The organism is Aquiluna sp. KACHI24 (genome assembly GCF_025997915.1).
GTDB lineage: Bacteria > Actinomycetota > Actinomycetes > Actinomycetales > Microbacteriaceae > Aquiluna.
In genome coordinates, this window is record NZ_AP026677.1 from 728,435 (window position 1) to 749,804 (window position 21,370).

At 53.1% G+C, this 21,370-nt stretch carries 20 protein-coding genes and 2 tRNA genes; 3 read left to right on the forward strand and 19 right to left on the reverse strand.

Translation table 11 applies throughout. From position 1 onward, the window contains the following. The first annotated feature begins 12 nt into the window (after positions 1-12). Together OO713_RS03715 and OO713_RS03720 are read left to right on the forward strand one after the other, a co-directional pair. Positions 13-606 (forward strand): thymidine kinase, encoded by a 594-nt coding sequence (locus OO713_RS03715; protein WP_264786392.1) that lies wholly within the window; start codon positions 13-15, stop codon positions 604-606. Next, positions 607-1,998 carry an amidohydrolase gene (locus OO713_RS03720; RefSeq protein WP_264786394.1) on the forward strand — a complete coding sequence of 464 codons (1,392 nt, stop codon included), beginning with the start codon at positions 607-609 and terminating at the stop codon, positions 1,996-1,998. Between the two features lie 2 nt (positions 1,999-2,000). On the opposite strand, the gene pulA is transcribed toward OO713_RS03720, so the two are convergent. The 4 genes from pulA to OO713_RS03740 form a co-directional block, all read right to left on the reverse strand. Then, positions 2,001-4,571 carry a type I pullulanase gene (pulA, locus tag OO713_RS03725; protein WP_264784727.1) on the reverse strand — a complete coding sequence of 857 codons (2,571 nt, stop codon included), beginning with the start codon at positions 4,569-4,571 and terminating at the stop codon, positions 2,001-2,003. Between the two features lie 24 nt (positions 4,572-4,595). Continuing rightward, positions 4,596-4,669 (reverse strand) — tRNA-Ile (locus OO713_RS03730). A 52-nt stretch (positions 4,670-4,721) separates the two neighbouring features. Then, the gene (locus OO713_RS03735) at positions 4,722-6,167 is read right to left on the reverse strand and encodes a glycosyltransferase (RefSeq protein ID WP_264784728.1); all 1,446 of its coding nucleotides are present in this window, start codon (positions 6,165-6,167) and stop codon (positions 4,722-4,724) included. Beyond that, positions 6,167-7,054: a multidrug DMT transporter permease gene (locus OO713_RS03740; protein ID WP_264784729.1), complete on the reverse strand. Its 888-nt coding sequence runs from the start codon at positions 7,052-7,054 to the stop codon at positions 6,167-6,169. The genes OO713_RS03735 and OO713_RS03740 overlap by 1 nt, the downstream gene beginning before the upstream one ends. A 75-nt stretch (positions 7,055-7,129) precedes the next feature. Here OO713_RS03740 and def point away from each other — a divergent pair, with 75 nt between their 5' ends. Continuing rightward, on the forward strand, positions 7,130-7,693 hold the full coding sequence (def, locus tag OO713_RS03745) for a peptide deformylase (protein WP_264784731.1): 564 nt from the start codon (positions 7,130-7,132) through the stop codon (positions 7,691-7,693). On the opposite strand, the gene OO713_RS03750 is transcribed toward def, so the two are convergent. The 15 genes from OO713_RS03750 to OO713_RS03820 all read right to left on the reverse strand — a co-directional run bounded on the left by OO713_RS03750 (position 7,682) and on the right by OO713_RS03820 (position 21,364). Then, entirely contained in the window at positions 7,682-7,981 is a 300-nt protein-coding gene (locus OO713_RS03750) for an AzlD domain-containing protein (RefSeq protein WP_264784732.1), read from the reverse strand. The genes def and OO713_RS03750 overlap by 12 nt on opposite strands. Continuing rightward, positions 7,978-8,619: an AzlC family ABC transporter permease gene (locus tag OO713_RS03755; RefSeq protein ID WP_264784734.1), complete on the reverse strand. Its 642-nt coding sequence runs from the start codon at positions 8,617-8,619 to the stop codon at positions 7,978-7,980. The genes OO713_RS03750 and OO713_RS03755 overlap by 4 nt, the downstream gene beginning before the upstream one ends. Before the next feature lie 16 nt (positions 8,620-8,635). Beyond that, a tRNA-Asn gene (locus tag OO713_RS03760) sits at positions 8,636-8,711 on the reverse strand. Positions 8,712-8,754: 43 nt separating this feature from the next. After that, positions 8,755-10,569, reverse strand: coding sequence for a DNA primase (dnaG, locus tag OO713_RS03765; protein ID WP_264784736.1), 1,815 nt, complete (start codon positions 10,567-10,569; stop codon positions 8,755-8,757). Between the two features lie 9 nt (positions 10,570-10,578). Further along, a complete protein-coding gene (locus OO713_RS03770) occupies positions 10,579-11,823 on the reverse strand; it encodes a deoxyguanosinetriphosphate triphosphohydrolase (protein WP_272501296.1) in 1,245 nt (414 codons plus the stop codon). 2 nt (positions 11,824-11,825) lie between these two features. Then, positions 11,826-12,980 (reverse strand): tRNA dihydrouridine synthase DusB, encoded by a 1,155-nt coding sequence (dusB, locus tag OO713_RS03775; protein ID WP_264784738.1) that lies wholly within the window; start codon positions 12,978-12,980, stop codon positions 11,826-11,828. A 1-nt stretch (position 12,981) separates the two neighbouring features. After that, complete coding sequence (locus tag OO713_RS03780) at positions 12,982-14,358, reverse strand: glycine--tRNA ligase (protein WP_264784739.1); 1,377 nt, start codon at positions 14,356-14,358, stop codon at positions 12,982-12,984. Positions 14,359-14,384: 26 nt separating this feature from the next. After that, on the reverse strand, positions 14,385-15,140 hold the full coding sequence (gene uppS, locus OO713_RS03785) for a polyprenyl diphosphate synthase (RefSeq protein WP_264784740.1): 756 nt from the start codon (positions 15,138-15,140) through the stop codon (positions 14,385-14,387). Beyond that, on the reverse strand, positions 15,137-15,859 hold the full coding sequence (recO, locus tag OO713_RS03790; protein ID WP_264784742.1) for a DNA repair protein RecO: 723 nt from the start codon (positions 15,857-15,859) through the stop codon (positions 15,137-15,139). The genes uppS and recO overlap by 4 nt, the downstream gene beginning before the upstream one ends. 12 nt (positions 15,860-15,871) lie before the next feature. Beyond that, a complete protein-coding gene (leuA, locus tag OO713_RS03795) occupies positions 15,872-17,599 on the reverse strand; it encodes a 2-isopropylmalate synthase (protein WP_264784744.1) in 1,728 nt (575 codons plus the stop codon). A gap of 137 nt (positions 17,600-17,736) precedes the next feature. Then, positions 17,737-18,609 (reverse strand): GTPase Era, encoded by an 873-nt coding sequence (gene era / locus OO713_RS03800; RefSeq protein ID WP_264784746.1) that lies wholly within the window; start codon positions 18,607-18,609, stop codon positions 17,737-17,739. Then, a complete protein-coding gene (locus OO713_RS03805; RefSeq protein WP_264784748.1) occupies positions 18,602-19,660 on the reverse strand; it encodes a hemolysin family protein in 1,059 nt (352 codons plus the stop codon). Before OO713_RS03805 ends, era begins: the two co-directional genes overlap by 8 nt. Beyond that, positions 19,657-20,112 (reverse strand): rRNA maturation RNase YbeY, encoded by a 456-nt coding sequence (gene ybeY, locus OO713_RS03810; RefSeq protein ID WP_264784749.1) that lies wholly within the window; start codon positions 20,110-20,112, stop codon positions 19,657-19,659. Before ybeY ends, OO713_RS03805 begins: the two co-directional genes overlap by 4 nt. After that, positions 20,109-21,050: a PhoH family protein gene (locus OO713_RS03815; RefSeq protein WP_264784750.1), complete on the reverse strand. Its 942-nt coding sequence runs from the start codon at positions 21,048-21,050 to the stop codon at positions 20,109-20,111. Before OO713_RS03815 ends, ybeY begins: the two co-directional genes overlap by 4 nt. Continuing rightward, complete coding sequence (locus OO713_RS03820; RefSeq protein ID WP_264784752.1) at positions 21,050-21,364, reverse strand: HIT domain-containing protein; 315 nt, start codon at positions 21,362-21,364, stop codon at positions 21,050-21,052. Before OO713_RS03820 ends, OO713_RS03815 begins: the two co-directional genes overlap by 1 nt. Positions 21,365-21,370: the final 6 nt, after the last annotated feature.

A 21,370-nucleotide genomic window follows, 5' to 3' on the forward strand; every position in this document is an offset into this window, starting at 1 on the left:
TACAGAACAATCATGAGCAAGCTTTACTTCCGCTACGGCGCAATGAATTCAGGCAAGTCAACCGCCTTGCTTCAAGCCGCGTATAACTATGAGGAGCGATCTCAGCACGTCCTGCTTGCAAAGCCGGCGATCGACTCCAAGGGCGATCGAAAGATCGTTTCTAGGCTTGGCGTGACTCGAGAAGTAGATTTCCTCGTCGAACCGAAAGATAACCTGCGAGAGCTTTTCAAGGCGCATCGAGACAGCCAGACAGATAGCAACGAGATTGCATGCTTGCTAATTGATGAGGCTCAATTTTTGACCCCGGATCAGGTTGATCAAGCACTTGAACTAGCGGTCATAGACAAAGTGCCCGTTCTTGCCTACGGCATCAGAACTGATTTTCAAACCAAATCGTTTCCTGGAAGCCGCAGGTTGCTAGAAATAGCCCACTCGCTTGAGGAGCTCAAGACCATTTGTCGCTGTGGCCGCAAAGCCATGTTCAATGGTCGCGTCATCAACGGCACCTTCACCTTTGATGGTGAACAGGTCGCTATCGATGGCGATCACGTCAGCTACGAGTCTCTCTGCGCATCCTGTTACCTCGAGAAGAAGCAAGTCATCTAAGTGAGCGTTAGACTCCCAGCCTTCAGAGATGGTCACGCCCATCCAATATTCGCTGGCAGGGAGGCCTTAGGCCCTCAACTCGATGGCCTCAAAAGCATCGAACTTATTCTCGAAACTGTCGCCAAGTTTGCAAATGACAACCCAGCAACTGAGTGGATTGTCGGTGGGGCGTATGAACGCTCACTCGCCGACACATTTCTGGCGAGCTGGTTAGATGCGGTGGTGCCTGATCGCCCCGTGGTGTTGCACGCATCCGACCACCACACCATTTGGGTAAATTCTGAAGCGCTCAGGCGTGCGGGAGTACTCGATAACTTCCCACAGGTCTTCCCCGGTTTCGCAGACACCGATTCAGCGGGCAAACCAACTGGCACGCTAAGAGAGTCCGGCGCTATGGACGTTGTCCTCTCATGCATTCCGCCGCTCAGCATGGAGGCTGAGCTGAAGGCTCTGGCCTGGTCTCAAGAGCGACTACTGGAAAACGGAATTGTTCAAGTCCAAGATGCCTGGATTGAACGAGGTATGGCAGAAATTTACCTGCAAGCGCTTGAACGAAACCAGCTGAGAGTTGCCACCAATCTCGCGTTTAGAGTGACTCCAGAGAACTTCGAACGTGACCTCGAGTACTTCCTCGATCTCCGACAAAAGGTTCAAGAGGCAAACTCGCACCTGCTAACGGCAAAGACAGCCAAGTTCTTCGCCGATGGAGTACTTGGAAGCGGGACTGCAGCCGTCCTAGAGCCATACATTGATGCTCACACTCACGGAGAGCCAGTCTGGGATGTTCTACAACTCCAGCAAGCCGCAAACCTATATGCAAAGCATGGATTTCAGCTGCACATCCACGCCATAGGTGATGCAGCTGTTAGGGATGCTCTTTCGGTAATCGAATCGGCACCAAGAGGCGCACTACCGTCAGTTATTGCTCATGCGGAGCTAATTTCCAACGACGACATATCACGCTTTGCAAAACTTGGGGTCATCGCCAACATGCAACCACTCTGGGCCAGGCCTGATGGCATGCTGCTGAGCTGCAAGCCGAGAATCGGTGAGCGCCTGGAGCAAATGTATAAAATGCGCTCGTTACTGAATGCAGGCGCAACAGTTAGCTTTGGATCAGACTGGCCCGTTAGTTCGGTATCGCCGCTTGAAGGAATTCAAACCGCCGTGACCAGAAGTTTTGAAGGCAATTCAAACAACCTCGCTGAAGCAATTGATGTCGACCAGGCGCTGTATGCATATACAACCGCAGTCAGGAAACAACTGGGTTCAGCTGATCTCAATGAGACGGTGACCCTGTCGGCTGACCCCAGACGCGTTGACCCCGCCGAGATCTCCACCATCGAGGTGCTTGAAGTGACACGGGGCAGAGAAGTTCTCTTCAGTCGCTAGACCTACTTAGTGCTTGAAAGCACCATCGTTGACTGTGCTGAAATGGCTACTTGCTTCCCGCCACTGATCGTTTTGATTCCTCCGACCTTGGCGACAAGCCCCTGCGCCAAGACCTTCCAAGGGCCACTCGATGGCAATCTCACTAGCTTCGACTTTTTGGAAGAATTGTGAATCACGAAGATGCGCTTCACTCCATTGGTCTGGCTCTTCGCGTCCAATGAGTACGCAATCACATCGTTTGGAGTGGAACTGAACTTCAGTACGCGTTTGAGCTCCTGCACCTTGTTGATGCGGAAGGCCGAGTTGGCAGCTCGTATCTCTAACAAGCCCCTGAAGTAGTTGACCATGTCCAAGTTTCTCTCTCGATCTAGCCATTTGAGAGAGTTGACCCGGTCAGGTGACTTGTATGAATTCTCATCCCCATCCTTGGACCGCATGAACTCTTGACCAGCGTGGATAAATGGAATCCCCTGGGCCAGGATTGCGACGCTCGATGCCAGCGCGAAAACGCGCTTTCGCTCGGCATCTGTACTGGTTGGCATTGAGGTCTTTAGTTTGTCGAAAAGAGTGAGGTTGTCATGCGCTTCAACATAACTGACCGACTGTTCGGGTTGAGCGTTACCCCAAGAACCACGAACGTTTGAACCAAACTCCGTCTCGCCGGCGATACCCGCCATTACCTCGAGCTTCGATGAGCTCCTACCCGAGGCCCAGCCATTCTCCTCGGCCTTGAAAACGGATCCCTTCAGCCCATCACGAATGCCGTCGTTGAAATGAGCAATACGCTGCATGGCAGAGGCGTTGAATTGATTGGCCTTTCGGTCCGCAGCGAGGATGTCCCCCATGTTCCAACCTTCGCCGATAATCAAGAAGTTCTTGTCGATCAAATCAACACCCGCTCTTACGGCGTTCATGGTTTGCAGATCAAGGATGCCCATTAGGTCAAATCGGAAACCATCTAACTGGTACTCCCTGGCCCAGTAGACCGAACTGTCAACTATGTATTTGCTAGCCATGGATCGCTCCGAGGCAACCTCATTACCAACACCTGTTCCATTCGCGAACGAGCCATCTGCGTTCTTCCGAAAGAAATAGCCAGGCACGAGCTTCTCGAAGCTGTGTGAACCAGCATCGAATACGTGGTTGTAGACCACATCCATGACAACCCTGAGACCCTTCGAGTGAAGAAACTGTATGGTCTGCTTTAGCTCAGAAATTCGATTCGCGGGGTCCGCAGGGCTGGTTGCATATGAACCCTCTGGAACATTGAAGTTCAAGGGGTCGTAACCCCAGTTGAATTGGTCACTCCTTGATTCATCGACTGTCTTGTAGTCATAAATCGGCAAGAGTTGAAGGTGGGTGACACCGAGATCCAGAACTGCATCAATCCCGGTCTTTGATTTTCCAGTTGGAGTTTTAGTACCCGTCTCGGTTAACCCCAAGAACTTACCCTTGTTCACAATCCCACTTGAGGAATCCATTGCTAGGTCCCTCACGTGCAGCTCGTAGAAGACCGCATCAGTTGCAACGCCGGAGAATTTAGGTTTTGAGTGGTCGGCCCAGCCTGCGGGGTTCGTAGTTGAGAGATCTATCACCACTCCCTTTTCACCATTGATGGTTGCGGCCCTTACGTAGGGATCAACCGCTTCACTCCAAACTCCACCCAGCTTTACCCGATACGTGTAGATGGTTAGATTTTGGTCACCCGAGAGCGATGCAGTCCAGGTGCCTTTCTCCGACTTAGTCATGGGGACTGTCTTAGATGGGGTTGGATCAGATGCTGCGCCGTAAATCAACAGCTGTGCTTCCGTGGCCGTTGGTGCCCAAAGCCTGAATTTGGTTTCGGTCTTGGCATAGCTGTTTCCGAGATCATCACCTGGATAGTGGAAAGCCTCTCTGAACTCATCGCTTCCGAAGAGTCCACCCAAATCTGGCGTGATGGAACCATACTCAGGGTGGCTGAACAAAACCTCTCCACCCAAAGTGAGTGCCTTTGCAAGTCGAACCTCGAACCTGTTTGCGGTTGTGGCAGTCTCGGGAATAGGAGTGAGCGATGAGATAGCAGTTGCAGCTCCCGCTGTCGTAATGCTTAGTCCGCGCTCTAACGATGCGGCGTCGGTCTTTCTGTTGAGGGTTATCTCGGCGGTTGTGAAAGATTTCATCATGCCGGTGGCAAGCTTGGTGGTAATGGCCGGCCTTTCGTAGTAGATGGTTGGGTCCGCCTGAATCAGCCAAATCTCAGCCCTGCCGTCGACGAACTTGGTTACAAAACGATCCTGTTGCCCATCCTTGGTTTGCCACTCCCCCAGTCGCACAATAATTCCAAGCTGGTCAACATTTTGAGTACCCGGGACTTTTATGCGGGCCACCTTGCCAAAACCATCATCCTCAGTGAATTCGTAGGCTTTACCCTCTCCTCCCTTAGGCCAAACCCAAAGGTTCCAGTCCTTATAGTCACCTTCAAAGCGTGTGTAGTGAACCGTTAGTTCGGTGGTCTCGTTTAGGGCACTCGCAGGGTTGATAAACCCGACCGCGATCGCGATGGAGATAAGGATTGAGAGAATTCGCTTCAAAGCCACCCCTTTGTGTTTTGACGGTGGGGCGTGCGGGACTTGAACCCGCGACCGACGGATTATGAGTCCGCTGCTCTAACCGGCTGAGCTAACGCCCCCAACCTTGGAAAAGCTTAGCCCACGTGCCTAGCCAACCTCGGAGGTCTAGGCCTAGCTCTCGTCCTTGTTGCGGAGTCTCCGGGCTTGTTTCTTCACCGCATCCTTGATCTCTTCGATCTGCTCTATGACCTCGTCCTTGAGTTCCTCCAGCTGTTCACGTAGCTCTTCAGATGCGTCGCTGATGCGCTCGCGAGCCTCTGAGGAAAGCTCCTCGGCCTTCCGCCTTAGGGTAAGGGTCTCATCGCGCCAGCTGGTGAGTGCAGAAGTCAAAGCCTCGCTCAGTCTTCCGATCGGGAGCAGGTAACCGGGGTCATTGTCCATGGTTGCGTAGCCAGATCCGACACCTCGGTAAAGATTTTCGAATATGTCTAATGTGCGACCAATGTCATGTGACTGAATTAGGTGCAGAGAGTTTTGGGACAGACGCTCAAGCTCAGTCGAATCCGCTTCAAGTACGAGCCGCAATTTCGCCGCAAGGTCATCGGCATCATCGGGTTCGAAGAGGTAGCCGTTGTCACCATCGTGAACCAGGTGTGGCAGTGCCATTGCATTGGCTGCAATTACCGGGCGACCGGAGGCCATGGCCTCCATGGTGGCAATTGACTGAAGCTCGGCAATTGATGGCATAACGAATACTGTTGCGCGTTCATATGCCAAAGGGAGCTCTGCGTCAGTGATGTGGCCGGTGAACTTCACGCGGTCTGCAATCCCGAGATCCTTTGCCAAATTCTCTAGATTCTTACGCTCACCGCCATCGCCTACAAGCTCCACCTTCACATTTGGATGATCCTTCAAAAGCGCAACTGCTCGAAGCAATATATGAATCCGCTTTTCGTCATCGAGACGACCCAAAAACAGAAGCTGAGGATTCGAGTTCTGCGTAGGAGTTGCGTTCGCAAACTTTGCAGCCTCGATGCCGCAGGAGATCGCCATTACTTCGGTGAGGCCAGTCGCGCGCTCAAGCAAATCTGCAGCTCGTCTGGTAGGGGTCGTGACCGCATCCATGCGACGCAGAATTCGCCCTGCATCCCACCAGATGAATTTCATGGCGGGCTTGTGTAAAAACTCTGGCAAGAAGGAGTACTTGATCAAGTTCTCGGGCATGATGTGGTTTGTAGCAAGCGTCTTGACATCAGCCCGCCTTGCGGCGCGGATCGCAAATCTTCCAACCAACAGATGAGATTGGACGTGAAGCGCGTCGGGTCTTATCTCCCGAAGGATTTTTTCAATTTTGCCCGTCAGACCCCAAGGCTCGACCCAACGAAGACTCTTATGGTTGGGGACACGATGAGACTTCAGTCGATGCAGAGTTAGTTGAGCTCCATCGTGAGTCTCGATTCTCGTTCCGTGTGTTTCATCAAAAGCCGCAGCAATAACGTGAACATCGTGACCACGCTTGGCTAGTCCGGCCGCGAGGCGTTCAGCAAACCTGGCTGCACCGTTGATGTCTGGCGCGAACGTATCGCATGCCAGAACCACTTTGAGTTTTTCTGACATTAGGCCTTTTGTTTGTCTAGTTGAGGGTGAAATTTTGAGAGCAATAGCACTCCAGTGATAGCAACGATACCCGAGAGTGAGAAACCGATGATCTGGATCGGGTCAGCTTGTTGCGCTTCACCGAGAAAAATAATCGCAATGCCAATCGCCACTGCAGGGTCAACGACTGTCAAACCAGCGATTACTAGATCCGGCGGTCCCGAAGCATAAGCGTTTTGTACGAACCAACCACCAAGAACGGTTGCCCCTACTAAAGCAAACACAGCAAGCAGCGTTAGCCACTCAAAATCTCCCTGACGGATTCGAAGTAAAACCACCTTGGCAAGCGACGCGACAAACCCATAAAGGACTCCAGCACCGAAGATGTAATGCAAGGGCCCTGCGGATTTCTTGGTGAAGAGAAATAGCAGGGCAAAAAGGGTGATCAACCCAACCAGGGCACCGACTATCAGAAGCAGCTGCCTGTCGGTGAGCAGTTGATCCTTGGCACCCTGGGAGGCAAACGCAACGAAGGATCCAACCCCGACCATGGTCAGCAAGATAGAGCCCAGTGTTCTAACGTCGAGCTTGATCTTGTGAATTCGGGCGTTTAGAAACGAGGTGATAATCAAGGCAATAGCACCGATCGGCTGCACCACAATCAGCGGCGCTAAAGCCAGTGCAGAGAGCTGCAGCAAAATCGCGAGCCCGAGAAAAACAGTTCCCATGAGCCATCTTGGCCGGGCCAAAAGCGAGGCAAGTTGGCGAATGCCAAGGGCCTTTGGCTTATCAGCCGAACTGCTCGAACCCGTTACCGCATCGTTTTGAAACTGAGCACCTAGCGAGAGAAAGACTGCGCCCAATACCGCGAAAGCGATAGCGAGTAGGCGAAGGTCTTCAAAGGGCATAAAAAGCTCTCCTAGTTCGCGACCTGCTAAGCCTAAATGAGTGAACCTGAATAAGCGCTGAGCTAGATTGGCATGGTGCCAATTAGACCTATCACGATTACTGGGGAGCCAGTCCTTCATCAGCGCGCTCAGGAAGTTGAGAGCATCACAGACGACATTCGGACACTCATCGCTGACATGTACGAAACGATGGAAGCTGCCCCAGGTGTTGGGTTAGCCGCAACCCAAGTTGGGGTCGGATTGAGAATATTTGTTTTCGACTGGCACGATGGCGAAACCCTGCACCGCGGTGAGGCAATAAATCCAACGGTCGAGCTTGGACCAGTCAGCGAAGACTGGCCGGACGAGGACACCGAACTCGAAGGGTGTCTATCTATCCCAGGCGAGCGCTACCCGCTGAAGCGCGCAGAGACGGCCGTATTGCGGGCTATGAATCTCGAGGGTGAAGCATATGAAATTTCTGCCACTGGCTGGCTCGCTCGCATATTCCAGCATGAGTTTGATCACCTAAATGGCACCCTGTATGCCGATCGTCTGCTGAAGCCATATGCGCGAGAGATTAAGCGGGTCATCAAAGGTGAAGGCTGGGGCGAGCCTGGTCATACCTGGATGCCAGGTAAAGACTTCCTAGAACCCTAAGGCGCGCAGTCCTGCTGCCACCAATGCTGCGGCAATTATCACAACGATAAAAGGCAACCGAAGCATTAACAGCACGGCGGCAACAATAACTGCGGGGACACGAGCGTCCAACACAAGGCCATCTGCGCTTGAGATTGTTTGAATCCCGACCAGCGCAGCCAAAAGCGCGACAGTTACCCGCTCACTGAAGCGTTGCACGCCGACTGTGATGAAGCGCTGAGGAATCAAATACCCGAGTAGTTTCCAGCTGAACACCAGTGCGGACGCGATGACGACGGTTAGAGTCATGACCTGACCAACCTCGGAACTAACGCAACCAATGCCGTGAGCAGGATGGCGGTCCCGCTACCAAAAGCTGGTGTCAAAGCAACCCCAACCCCGCAGGCCACCAGTGCCAAAACGAGCTTGCCTTTGAGCATTGGCCAAAGAAGTCCAAGAAAAGCAGCGGCAGCGGCAGCATCCAAACCCCAGGCTTCCACTGAACCGAGCGCAGAGCCCGCCAAGGCGCCTGCCAGAGTGGCCAAGTTCCAAAGGAGGTAGATACCGACGCCCGTTAACCAAAAACCACGGACCGCACTCTTTTGATCGCTCTGAGCTGCATGCACAGCGTTCGATTCATCGATTGTGAACTGCGCTGCCAGAAGACGCATAACTCCCCTAGGGGCAATCTCGGAACGCAGCCTTAGTGCGTAAAAGCTATTTCTGATACCCATCAGCCACGCTGAAAGAATTGCTGCGAGAGCGGTGCCTCCCGAAGCGAAGACTCCAACCAAAGCGAATTGCGAGGCCCCGGAGAACATCAAAAGACTCAGGAGCATGGTTGGCAAAAGCTCCAGGCCAGCAGCGGTCGCAAGAGCGCCGAACGAAATGCCGTAAAGGCCAGTAGCTAGGGAGACTGAAAGAGAGGTCTGAGTGACTTTATCCATCAGCACCCCTGAGAAGTGGCTCCCCGACTTGGACTCGAACCAAGAACCCTCCGGTTAACAGCCGAATGCTCTGCCAATTGAGCTATCGAGGAATGCGCGAACGCAGGTAAAACAATAGCAGATAAAACCGGATCACTACATCAGTGATCTTCGTTCAATCTCCAAATTCATCAACTCCTGCTGCAATGCCTTTGCAGCTTCTGGCTGAGTGCCGGCATCAATACGCTTCAGAGCTGCCAAAAGATCATTCTTTTCGCGCAGCAGGGCCTGCATTTGAGCCGACCTCACTATGCCCTTTGCGTAGCGCTCGAGCTCCTGTTGGCTTCTAACCGGAAGCTCAGCCATGGCTAGGGACCGAACGTCATCAACTAGTTCAGGTTCTGATTGCATCAGGATAGAAACCCAATCGGGCTCCCCCATTGAATCGACATTACGGGAAATGCACTGCAAAAGTCTTTGATAGCCAGGGGTCGCAAAGCCCGCTGCGGAAATACGGCGAACCTGGAGCTTTTGAAAGAACTCTGGCTTTTGAATAAGAATCTCTAGAATCTGGCGCTCTTGTCGAGACTGAGGATCGTCTGGTCGTGGAGTCGGAATCGAGGTCTTTGCAATCGGAGCAACGCGATCGCTAACTCCCTGTCTAGAGACGCCGCTGACAATTGAGTTGACTTCCGATACGTCGAGGGAAACCCAATCTGCGAGTTGGCGAGTGTAAGCAGACTTCAGTGCGGGATCAACCAAATCCGAAATCACTCCAGCTGCGGCTCTTGCTGCCGCAACCCTTGACTCCAAGTTGCCGAGGTCAAACTTTGCAATGCGATGCCGGATGACAAATTCAAACAGCGGTTTGCGCGCCTGTACCATAAGTTTGATTGCTTCATCGCCGCGCTGTTGCCTGAGGTCACTCGGGTCCAAGCCCTCTGGTCCCGCGGCAACATAGGTAAGTGCGTTGAACTTTGAGGTGTCAGAGTACATGCGTAACGCTGCCTTTTCACCAGCCGCGTCTGGATCGAAGGTGAAGATTACGCTGGCGGGATCACCGGCTGAAGAGCCGAACAGCCTATTGATGAGCTTGATATGGTCCTCACCAAATGCAGTGCCACAAGTTGCCACCGCTGTTTCCACTCCTGCCAAATGACAGGCCATTACATCGGTGTAGCCCTCAACCACCACAATTTCACGTGACTTGACTATGGCCTTGCGTGCGGAGTCCAATCCATACAGCACTGAACCCTTATGGTAAACAGGAGTCTCTGGGGTATTTAGATACTTTGGACCTTGGTCATCCTCATAAAGTTTCCTTGCTCCAAAACCCAAGACCTGGGAATTCGCATCTTTGATTGGCCAAAGAACGCGACCCCTAAATCGGTCATAACCACCCTTATCGCTTGGCATGACAAGCCCAGCGGTGATTAGCTCCTCGCTGGTGAATCCTAAAGCGGCAAGATGTTCAAGCAGGTTTTGCCAACCCTTGGGCGCATAACCAATTCCAAAACGCTGCTGTGCCAAGTCATCAAAGCCTCGACCGATCAGAAAATTTCGCGCGAAGACACCTTCTTCGGTTCTCAACTGCGCTTGATAGAACTCTGCGGCAGCGGCGTTCGCAGCAAGCAGTCGAGTTCTCGCCGAGGACTCCGAGGAACCCTCCTCATAACTCAGTTGATACCCGAGCTTGTCAGCCAGTCGCTCCACGGCGTCTGAGAAGGAAATGGATTCAATCTCCTGTAAAAACTTGAACACGTCGCCACCGACTCCACAGCCGAAGCAGTGATAAAAGGCCGGTGAATTTCTGACGTTGAAACTGGGAGATTTTTCACCGTGAAATGGACACAGGCCTTTGAAAGAACCAGCGCTGGCGGGCTTTAGAGAGACGTATCCCGAAATGATGTCGACAAGGTTGGCCCGAGCCTTGAGCTCTTCAATATCAGATTGCTTTACCCTGCCAGCCATACGCCAATCCTAGGTCAGGCGCTGGTGCAGAGCGATCGCAGTCGGGTCGGTCAGCGAGGCGACTTGATCAACAATGACGCGGCGCTTTGCAGCATCCGAAGACGCAGCCTCCCAGGCTTGAGCCGAGATCGCATCTAGATGTTCAGGCGCCGTAAGTAGCGCGTCTGCAAGCTCGGTCAAAATAACCCGCTGGCGCTCGTATAGCGGCTGCCTAGAGTTGTGGCTCATCACTTGAGAAGCAACAATTCCCTTCAAAACCGCGATCTCGCTCTTGACCTTGGATGGAACTATGACTCCCGCCCGGTACCTGGTCAAAGAGGACTTTGAAGCATTCTCCAAAATGGCCTCAGTCGTGCGTGAGACGAAGCTACCGATTAGGTCCGAGGTTAAATTCTTGAGCTGAGCCAAATCTCTAGGTGAGCCGTCATAACCGGATAACCAGAATGGTGATTGCTGCAGGTGATGCAGCGCCTCTTCAAGCTGCACCTTTGCCAGGCTTCCCCCGGCCCACTTTCCGACCTCTTCCAGAAGCGCGTCCTTGGCAAGCGGATCAGAGATAACTGCAGGATCGATAAATCCCTCGAATATCGCATCTTCGAAATCGTGAACTGAATACGCCACATCGTCGGAGAAGTCCATAATCTGAGCCTCAACGCACTTTGCTCCATCCGGTGCTGAGGCTCGCATCCAATGAAACACCTCTAGATCATCGTCATAAACGCCGAACTTCACCGAATTGCCATACTCTGACGCCTGCGATAGCCGCCATGGGTACTTGGTAGCGGCATCGAGAGAAGCCCTGGTGAGGTTCAACCCGCGAGACCTACCGGATTCGTCATAGATCTTGGGCTCAAGACGAGTAAGAATTCTGAACGTCTGGGCATTACCCTCAAAGCCCCCTATTTCCGCGGCCCAAAGATTCAGAGCGCTCTCGCCATTGTGTCCAAATGGTGGATGGCCAAGGTCATGTGCCAGACAAGCCATGTCAACTAGGTCGGCGTCTACACCAATCACGTTTGCGATTTCTCTGCCGACCTGAGAAACCTCTAGCGAGTGGGTCAGACGCGTTCTAGCGAAATCCCCGGAGCTGGGCGATAGTACCTGAGTCTTTGAGGAAAGCTTCCGGAATGCCGCCGAGTGGAGCACTCGGGCACGGTCCCTGGCGAACTCGCCGCGTCTAACCATTGAGGACTTGGCTTGTGAGACAAAACGCTCCCTGTCGAAGTCCTCGTATCCAGGCTCAAGTTCGTTCATCATTACCCTCCGGACACCGATAACTCTGCATCCAACAGGACGGTCTTCTGTTCAAAATTTAGATCTCTTGAATTCAGCCAGTTTTCTGGCAAGGTGCAGGACTTTGCGCTTCCTAAACGCCCACGTGGACCCTCAGCGGCCTCGCCGGGGTAAGGGATGTTGCGATCTAACGTGCCAATCAAGTCCTGAATCTCCTGAAGCGAATTGGCCAGGGCAAGAGCCGCACGTAATTCACCGCCAACTGGATAACCCTTGAAATACCAAGCCACATGCTTTCTAATGTCACGGCAGGCACGCTCTTCACTTTCAAAAAACTCAACCAGTAACTCGGCGTGACGATAGTAAGCATCGGCTACCTCACCTAGCGACGGCATCGCGGTCTCTGAGGCGTCAAGCGGTTGATTCTCGAGATAGGCGGAAATCGCACGTTCGAGATCACCAAAGAGCCATGGCCTACCAAGGCAGCCGCGACCGACGACAACGCCGTCAACGCCGGTTTGCTGCATCATTCGAACCGCATCGGCCGCTGACCAAATGTCGCCATTTCCAAGAACCTGGACATCAGGTAATGCATTGCGAAGTTCCGCGATTGCATCCCAGTCGGCAACTCCGGAGTAGTAATCAGCTGCGGTTCGACCGTGCAGTGCAACCGCTGCTACCCCTGCATCTCGAGCCGCCTTACCGGCATCCAGGAAAGTGAGGTGTTGGTCGTCAATCCCCTTACGCATTTTGACCGTGACCGGAATATCACCAGCTGACTTGACCGCTGTGTTGACTATGGACTCAAACAGGTCGCTTTTCCAAGGTAATGCTGCTCCCCCGCCCTTTCGGGTGACTTTGGGTACTGGACAGCCAAAATTCAGATCGATGTGATCGGCTCGATCCTCAGCAACCAACATGGTCACTGCCTCACCGATGGTTTTTGGATCGACACCGTATAGCTGCACCGATCGAATCTTCTCACTTGGATGGTGACCAATTAGGCGCATCGACTCGGGGGTTCTCTCCACCAGCGCACGGGATGTGACCATCTCTGATACGTAAAGACCGCCACCGTATTCCTGACAAAGTCTGCGATACGCGGTGTTGGTAATGCCCGCCATAGGAGCCAGCACAACTGGCACCTTGATGTCGTGCTTACCGTATCTGAGGCCCAAACTAGCCCTTTAGGCGCTCGAACAGATAGCCAGAAAGCTTGGAAAGGGAGACGCGCTCCTGGGCCATGCTGTCACGCTCACGTACGGTTACAGACAGATCAGTCGGAGTCTCAAAGTCCACGGTGATGCAGAACGGAGTTCCGATTTCATCCTGACGGCGGTAGCGTCGACCGATTGCGGCTGAATCGTCGTAATCGACATTCCAGTTCTGGCGAAGCTCCTGAGCGAGGGATTTGGCGATTGGAGATAGCTCCTCGTTTTTGCTCAAAGGCAACACGGCTGCCTTGACTGGAGCAAGGCGGTAATCAAGCCTTAGGACAGTTCGGGTGTCAACACCACCCTTGGCGTTAGGGGCCTCATCCTCTGCGTAAGCATCAACCAAGAACGCCATTAGTGACCGAGTTAGGCCGGCGGCTGGCTCAATAACAAATGGAGTCCAACGCTTTTCCTCAGTTGGATCAAAGTAACTCAAATCAACACCAGAGTGCTCGGAGTGAGTCTTGAGATCAAAGTCGGTTCGGTTTGCAATGCCCTCAAGCTCGCCGAACTCGCTGCCCTGGAAACCAAATCGATACTCGATGTCCACGGTGCGCTTTGAGTAGTGCGAGAGCTTTTCCTTTGGGTGCTCGAACAGCCTGAGGTTTTCAGGGTTGATACCTAGGTTTGTGTACCAGTTGTAGCGCTCGTTGATCCAATAGTCGTGCCAGGTCTCATCCTCACCAGGCTTGACGAAAAACTCCATCTCCATCTGCTCAAACTCCCTGGTTCGGAAGATGAAGTTGCCGGGCGTAATCTCGTTTCTAAAGCTCTTTCCCATCTGACCGATGCCAAAAGGGGGCTTCATTCTGGCTGCGTTTAGCACGTTGTTGAAGTTCACAAAAATGCCCTGCGCGGTCTCAGGTCGTAGGTAGTGCATGCCGGATTCGTCTTCTACCGGACCAAGGCTGGTCTTGAGTAGACCATTGAAATTCTTAGGCTCAGTCCACGAGGAGCGAGTGCCACAGTTTGGGCAGGCAATTTCCTCAAGAGAGGATGGTGCGCGACCCTTCTTTTCCTCGAACGCCTCCTCTAGGTGGTCAGCGCGGAAGCGCTTGTGGCAGGAGGTGCATTCAATTAGCGGATCAACGAAGGCCTCGACGTGGCCGGAAGCCTCCCAGACGCGTTTTGGCAAAATGATTGAGGAATCCAACCCCACAACATCCTCACGAGAGGAAACCATGGACTTCCACCACTGGCGCTTAATGTTTTCCTTGAGTTCGACACCCAAAGGTCCGTAGTCCCATGCTGATCTTGAACCACCGTAAATCTCACCGGCCTGAAATACGAAGCCGCGGCGTTTTGCCAATGAAATTACTTGGTCGAGTTTCTGGGATGCCATGTTTCTCCAGTTGGGAAGCGAAAACGCTAGTTTAGCGGAGCATCCTCGGCAGCACCGAAGCGACGCTGACGCCCACCAAACTCAGCTATTGCCCTCCAAAGCTCTTCCCTGTTGAAGTCAGGCCAGAGGGTTGGTGAAAAGAAGTACTCCGCATAACTTGATTGCCACATCAAAAAGTTTGAGGAACGAAGTTCGCCACTTGACCTAAGAAACAAATCCACGTCTGGAAGCTCTGGAACATAAAGCTCTTTGGCAATCGTCTTTTCAGTGATGGAACCAGGCTTAAGCTGACCAAGAGCAACCTTAGTAGCCAGCTTGTTCACCGCGTCTACAAGCTCCTGTCGACCACCATAGTTAACCGCCATCGTCAACGTGAGCCCCGTGTTTTTGGCGGTTATGCGCTCGGCCTCTTGAAGTTCTTTGACAACCGAGGGCCAAAGCCGAGGCATACGACCCGCCCACCTGATCCTGACGTTCCACTCCATGAGCAAGTCGCGTCTTTTGCGCAGCACCTCTTTGTTGTAGCCCATCAAAAAGCGCACCTCTTCGGGAGATCGCTTCCAATTCTCGGTCGAGAATGCATAAGCGGTTAGGTTCTCAACTCCGGCTTCAATTGCACCGGCAACCACTTCTAAAAGAGCAATCTCGCCTGCTTTGTGACCTTCGGTACGCGTCAGGCCTCGCTGATTTGCCCAACGACCATTACCGTCCATAACAAGTGCAATGTGCCTCGGGACCACGTCTAACTTGGGAGCTTTTCGCTCAGGGTCAAAGAGCCTCATTCGCTTCGCTCCAGAAAACGCAGCGAGCGCAACCCGCGCTCCAATTGCCACTGCAAATAGGTGCTCACGACGTTCCCCACCGCCTCTTTGGTCTGATCATCCGCCTTGGCAACAGTATCCCAATCTCCAGCCAACAGCGCCCGCATTAGCTCGAGCCCATAACCTCCGAGGCGAACCGCGCCGGGTAACTCACAGCTCGGACAACTAACCGCTCCCGTGTGAGTAGAAAAACTAATCGGGGAATTTTGACACAGGTGGCACTGCTCCAGATCTGGCACCCAGCCTGCCAGGGCGAGAGATCGAAGCAGGTAACTGTCTAGTACCTGAGGAGCGGGCCTTTGGTTCTGTGCCAGGGTTCGAAGCGCGCCAATCAACAACAGGTAATGACTTTCCGAGGAGGTTTCACGAGTGAGCCGCTCGGCAGCTTCCAGGATCGCGTTACCGATTGTGTAGAGCTGGTAATCAGCAACAATCTCTGCGCCGTAGCTAGCTAGTTGCTCAACCTGGGAAACCGTGTCTAAGTTGCGACCCTCATATAGCTGAAGATCCGCCACCATGAACGGCTCTAGCCGTGCACCAAACCTTGAACTGGTTTTACGCACGCCTTTTGCTACAGCGCGAATCTGGCCGTGTCGCCTCGTCAGAATGGTGAGAATTCGATCAACCTCGCCCAGCTTGTGGGTTCGGATGATGATTCCCTCATCCCTGTAGACCGGCACCGTGTTTCCTGATTACCTCAGCGCTCGGTTCACCGCGGAGATCAAAGCCTTCAAAGACGCGGTGGAAATGTCTCCATCAATACCGACTCCCCAAAGGTTCTTGCCGCCGAGTTCTATTTCGATGTAAGCGGCCGCGAGAGCGTCACCACCCTGAGCGAGCGTGTGCTCAACGTAGTCAAGCAACCTCAGTTCGACACCCTGCTTATTCAAAATGTCGATAAAGGCGGAGATTGGTCCGTTGCCAATACCGAGTGATTCAAGCTCGCCAGCTCCATCGCGGAGCGTAACGCTCAGATTTACCTCGCCGTCCATGTTCGACTCCGTGCGCATGCGCTTGAGTTCAAAACGACCCCACTTCAAGGCCGGATCAGTAACGGGTAGATACTCATCCATGAAAATCTGCCACAGCGCGTCAGAGGTGACCTCGCCACCCGATGCATCGGTGTGACCTTGGACGACGCGAGAGAACTCAATCTGAAGTTTTCTCGGAAGATCTAGGTTGTGATCGGTCTTCAACAGGTAGGCCACTCCACCCTTGCCAGATTGAGAATTGACACGGATCACAGCCTCGTAGCTTCTTCCAACATCTTTCGGATCAATCGGAAGGTATGGGACCGCCCAGGTGAACTCATCTACCGAAACACCAGCTGCGGCTGCGTCCTTGTGCAGGTGCTCGAAGCCCTTCTTGATTGCATCCTGGTGAGATCCAGAGAAGGCGGTGTAGACCAAATCGCCCCCATAGGGTGAACGCTCTGGAACCGGAAGTTGGTTGCAGTACTCAACGGTGCGCTTGATGTGATCGATGTCCGAAAAATCAATTTGCGGATCAATCCCCTGTGAGAAAAGATTCAGGCCGAGAGTAACTAGGTCAACGTTTCCGGTGCGCTCACCGTTACCAAACAAGCAACCCTCGATTCGATCTGCACCAGCCATGTAGCCAAGCTCCGCAGCCGCAACTGCAGTACCGCGGTCATTGTGGGGGTGCAGCGATAGCAGTATCGAGTCACGGGGTTCTAGGTTGCGAGACATCCACTCGATGGAGTCTGCGTAAACATTGGGCGTGATCATCTCAACCGTGGCCGGCAAGTTGATGATGAGCTTTCGCTCCGGGGTCGGCTTGATCACTGCAGCGACTGCGTTACAAACTTCCAAGGCATACTCAAGTTCGGTGCCGGTGTAGGACTCTGGTGAATACTCATAGAAGATCTCAGTACCGGGAAGAGTCGACTCCAGACCTAGGCACTTTCTTGCAGCGTCAAGAGCAATCTGCTTGATTCCCTCTTTGTCCTGACCAAACACCACACGACGCTGCAAAACCGAAGTGGAGTTGTAGAAGTGGACAATGGCGCGCTTGGCCCCGCGCAGCGACTCAAAAGTGCGCTCGATTAGGTGGTCTCTTGACTGCGTCAACACCTGAATCGTGACGTCTTCGGGAATGTGCCCCTCTTCAATCAAAATGCGGACGAAATCGAAGTCGGTCTGAGACGCGGATGGGAACCCAACCTCGATCTCCTTGTATCCCATCTGAACCAAAAGCTGAAACATCTTCAGCTTGCGCTCTGGGCTCATTGGGTCAATTAGCGCCTGGTTGCCGTCTCGCAGGTCGACTGCACACCAGCGCGGTGCTACCTCGATGCGCTTAGTTGGCCAGGTACGGTCTGGTAGATCAACCTTGATCTGCTCGTGAAATGGCACATAGCGGCCATAGGGCATCTTGGATGGCTTTTGATTATTTTTCATTTCTTCTCTCCGCTAAAAATTGAATTGGCCAACAGAAAGCTCCGCGACGAGAAGGGCCGAGATTTAGGCCTCGTCGCGGCCCCTAAGCAGGAGAGCGAAACGCATGTCCAAAGGCTAGCACCAAATTGAACAAAGCTCTAGAAACCGAGTTTCCCAAGCTGCTTGGGGTCACGTTGCCACTCCTTGGCAACTCGGACCTGAAGTGATAGGTAAATTGGGCGACCGATTAGCTCGGCAAGCTCTGCACGTGCCTCGGAACCGATTGCTTTCAATACCGACCCAGCCTTGCCGATGACAATCCCCTTTTGCGAATCACGTTCAACCCATACCGAGGCGAATATCCTGCCCTGGTCCTGATCGAATTCGTCCAAAGTCACGGCTAACGAGTGAGGTAGTTCATCGTTCAGCTTCTCAAGAGCCTTCTCACGAATCGACTCGCAGATGCGATCCTCTAGCGATTCATCGGTGGCAACCTCCGCCGGATAAAGCAGTGGGCCCTCTGGCAATAGGCCAATCATCAAGTCTGCGAGCAGATCCACTTGGTCTCCAGTCAGTGCCGAAACTGGAACGATTTCGGCGAAGTCTGCGAGCCGACCTAGAGAAAGCAGGTGCTCGAGCAGCCGCTCTTTGGATACCGAATCGGTTTTGGTGACGATCGCGATCTTCTTTGCCTTGGGAAATTTCTGAATCTCCGCAATAAGCCTTTCGTCCCCGGGCCCAAGCTTCTCATTAGCCGGGGTGCAAAATGCGATCAGGTCAACCTCGCTGAGGGTGGACTGAACAAGGTCATTCAACCGCTCGCCGAGGAGGGTCCTTGGGCGGTGAACACCTGGTAGATCGACCAATACCAACTGCCCTGCAGGACGACTGACGATCCCTCTGATTGCCTTACGAGTTGTCTGTGGCCTCGAGGAAGTGATGGCAATCTTCTCCCCCACCAAGGCATTGGTCAGGGTCGACTTGCCGACATTTGGTCTTCCCACGAAACTCGCAAAACCAGACTTAGTCATCGCCAAGCTTTCTAACCAGAATGCTCATTACACGACCGCGTTTTGCGTCCACTCGTTCAGCCGTTAGTTCCAGACCATGAGTTGACACGGTTTCTCCACCCTTGGGCAGTTCGCCGAGGGCCTTGATGAGCAATCCGGCTACGGTGTCAACGTCTTCATCTTCAAGTTCGATCTCACAATGCTCGGAAAGTTCATCGAGGGTGACTCTTGGACTCACGCGATAGAGGTCATCTCCAATGAGCTCAATTTCAGCCTCTTCGCGATCGTATTCGTCGACAATCTCGCCGACCAGCTCTTCGATTAGATCTTCAACGGTCGCGATGCCTGCAACACCGCCGTACTCGTCCGAAACGATAGCAATCTGAGTTTTGGCCTGCTGCATCAGCTGCAGTAGTTCCGAAACTGGTTTGGACTCAGGCGTGAAGAACGGCTTTCTGGCTGCCTGAGCGGCAGTGGTGGACTGCAGCAGCTTGGGATCTTGATGCGTGACCCTGGCGAGGTCTTTCAAGTACAGCACTCCGATCACGTCGTCAACGCCATCGGAAATTACCGGTAGTCTTGAGTAACCGGTAGAGACAAAAAGGCTCAGCGCCGCCTCTAGCGACTGCTCCGCTTGAACTACTTCCATGTCAACTCTCGGAACCATTACCTCGCGAACCACAGTCTCTGAAAACTCTTCAACTGAGTCGATGAGCTCTTGCTCATATTCCTCGGCCTCCTCGGGAACGGCGAGTCGGATCGGTGCGGCTAACTTTGCGAATTTGGAGATTGGGCCATCCAGCAGCTCTGTGAGCCGCTCGCCAAAAGCATTTCCGAGTAGGCGGCCAAGGGCCTGCTGCGTGAACCAGACAAATAGAATCCCACACGCTAAAACAATGGAGCTTCCCGGGGAGAGCACCAAAAGCAATGAGGCAACCGAGATAAGCACGAATGCCCTAGCAACCGAAAGCGCTCCAGCTCGACCATCCGCTTCCCGCTCGAGGTAGGACTGACTTATCGCCAGAAGCGAAGTAACTATAAATGCCCCGATAAGCAGCAGCAGCTCTATCAAACTTCGCTCCCATAGAACTTCTCCAGAAGTTCCTTTTGTAGACCAAACATCTCACGCTCTTCATCTGGCTCTGCATGGTCAAATCCGACTAAGTGCAAGATGCCATGGGTCACAAGCAGCAGGACTTCATTCATCATCGGGTGACCCGCGACCTCTGCCTGCTTGATGGCGACCTGTGGGCAGACAACGATGTCGCCGAGCACGCCCTCAGGAGATGGCACCAGATCTGATCCAGGTCTGAGCTCGTCCATCGGGAAGCTCAGGACGTCGGTCGGCCCAGGTTCGTCCATCCACTTGATGTGAAGCTCAGTCATCGGCTCCTCATCAATAAAGATGATCCCGAGGTCAACGCCAGGATGAAGCTTTAGCTCATCTCGAACGAAACTAGCCAAGGCCAAAACGCGGTCGGTATCGACCTCGATGGCGGTCTCATTGGAAATTTCAATGCTCATTTGAAGTCAACCTTGTCATACGCCTCAACAATGCGGGTCACCAACTCGTGTCGCACCACATCCTTCGAACTGAGCGAAGAGATAGAAATCCCCTCAACGCCCTTCAAAATTCTGGTGGCAAGGGACAATCCCGATTTTCCACCTGGAAGGTCAATCTGAGTGACGTCACCGGTAATCACCATCTTTGAACCAAAGCCCAGCCTGGTGAGAAACATCTTCATCTGCTCGGCAGTGGTGTTCTGTGCCTCATCCAAGATGATGAAGCTATCGTTCAAGGTTCTTCCGCGCATGTAGGCCAGTGGAGCAACCTCAATCACACCTGACTGAACCAGTCGAGCGGTAGCCTCGGGTTCGAGCATTTCCTGCAACGCATCAAACAGTGGGCGAAGGTATGGGTCGATTTTTTCACTCAAGGTTCCCGGCAGAAAACCAAGGCGCTCCCCTGCCTCAACGGCTGGGCGAGTCAATATGATTCGACTCACCTGCTTCGAGTAAAGCGCAGCCACCGCCTTGGCTACGGCCAAGTAGGTCTTCCCCGTTCCGGCCGGTCCAATACCGAAGGTAATGGTGCTGTCATCAATCTCACTGAGGTAGGTCTTTTGTCCAAGAGTCTTGGCTCGAACGACTTTGCCCGGAGTGGTTATGGCACCAGTGCCCAATACTTTTGCCGGTACCTCATTGCTCTCGATGATTCGAATGCTCTCGGTGAGCACCTTTTCATCGGGTTTCACACCAGTTCTAACAACGTCAACCAATTCAAGTATTAGGCGTTTGGCATGTTCGGCAAGCTCGCTCCTGCCCTCGATCGTGAACTGGTGTCCACGATTCGAGATCTTGAGTTCGGGATATTCTGTTTCGATTTTTCGGAGCAGGCGATCCTGGGGGCCCAGCAGGTCGATCAATGCGACCGGGGGGATTTCAAAACTGATTGTCGGCACTAGCGCTCTTTGCCACTCAACACATGAGCATGGGTATGAAACACCGACTGCCCTTCTCGCTCACCGGTGTTGAACTGCAACCTGAACTGACCATCGGTGAACTTGGACGAAACGTCCCTGATAAGGGCAAAAAGACCGTTCAAAACTTCACTGTCTTCCAAGGACGCGATGTTTGGGGTGTGGGATCTCGGAACACAGAGGATATGAACCTTGGCTTGTGGGTGAATGTCGCGGAAAGCGACCGCGTGCTCATTCTCACCCAATATCTCAGTACCAAACTCGCCGGCAATGATTTTGCAAAAAATACAATCCAAGATTTC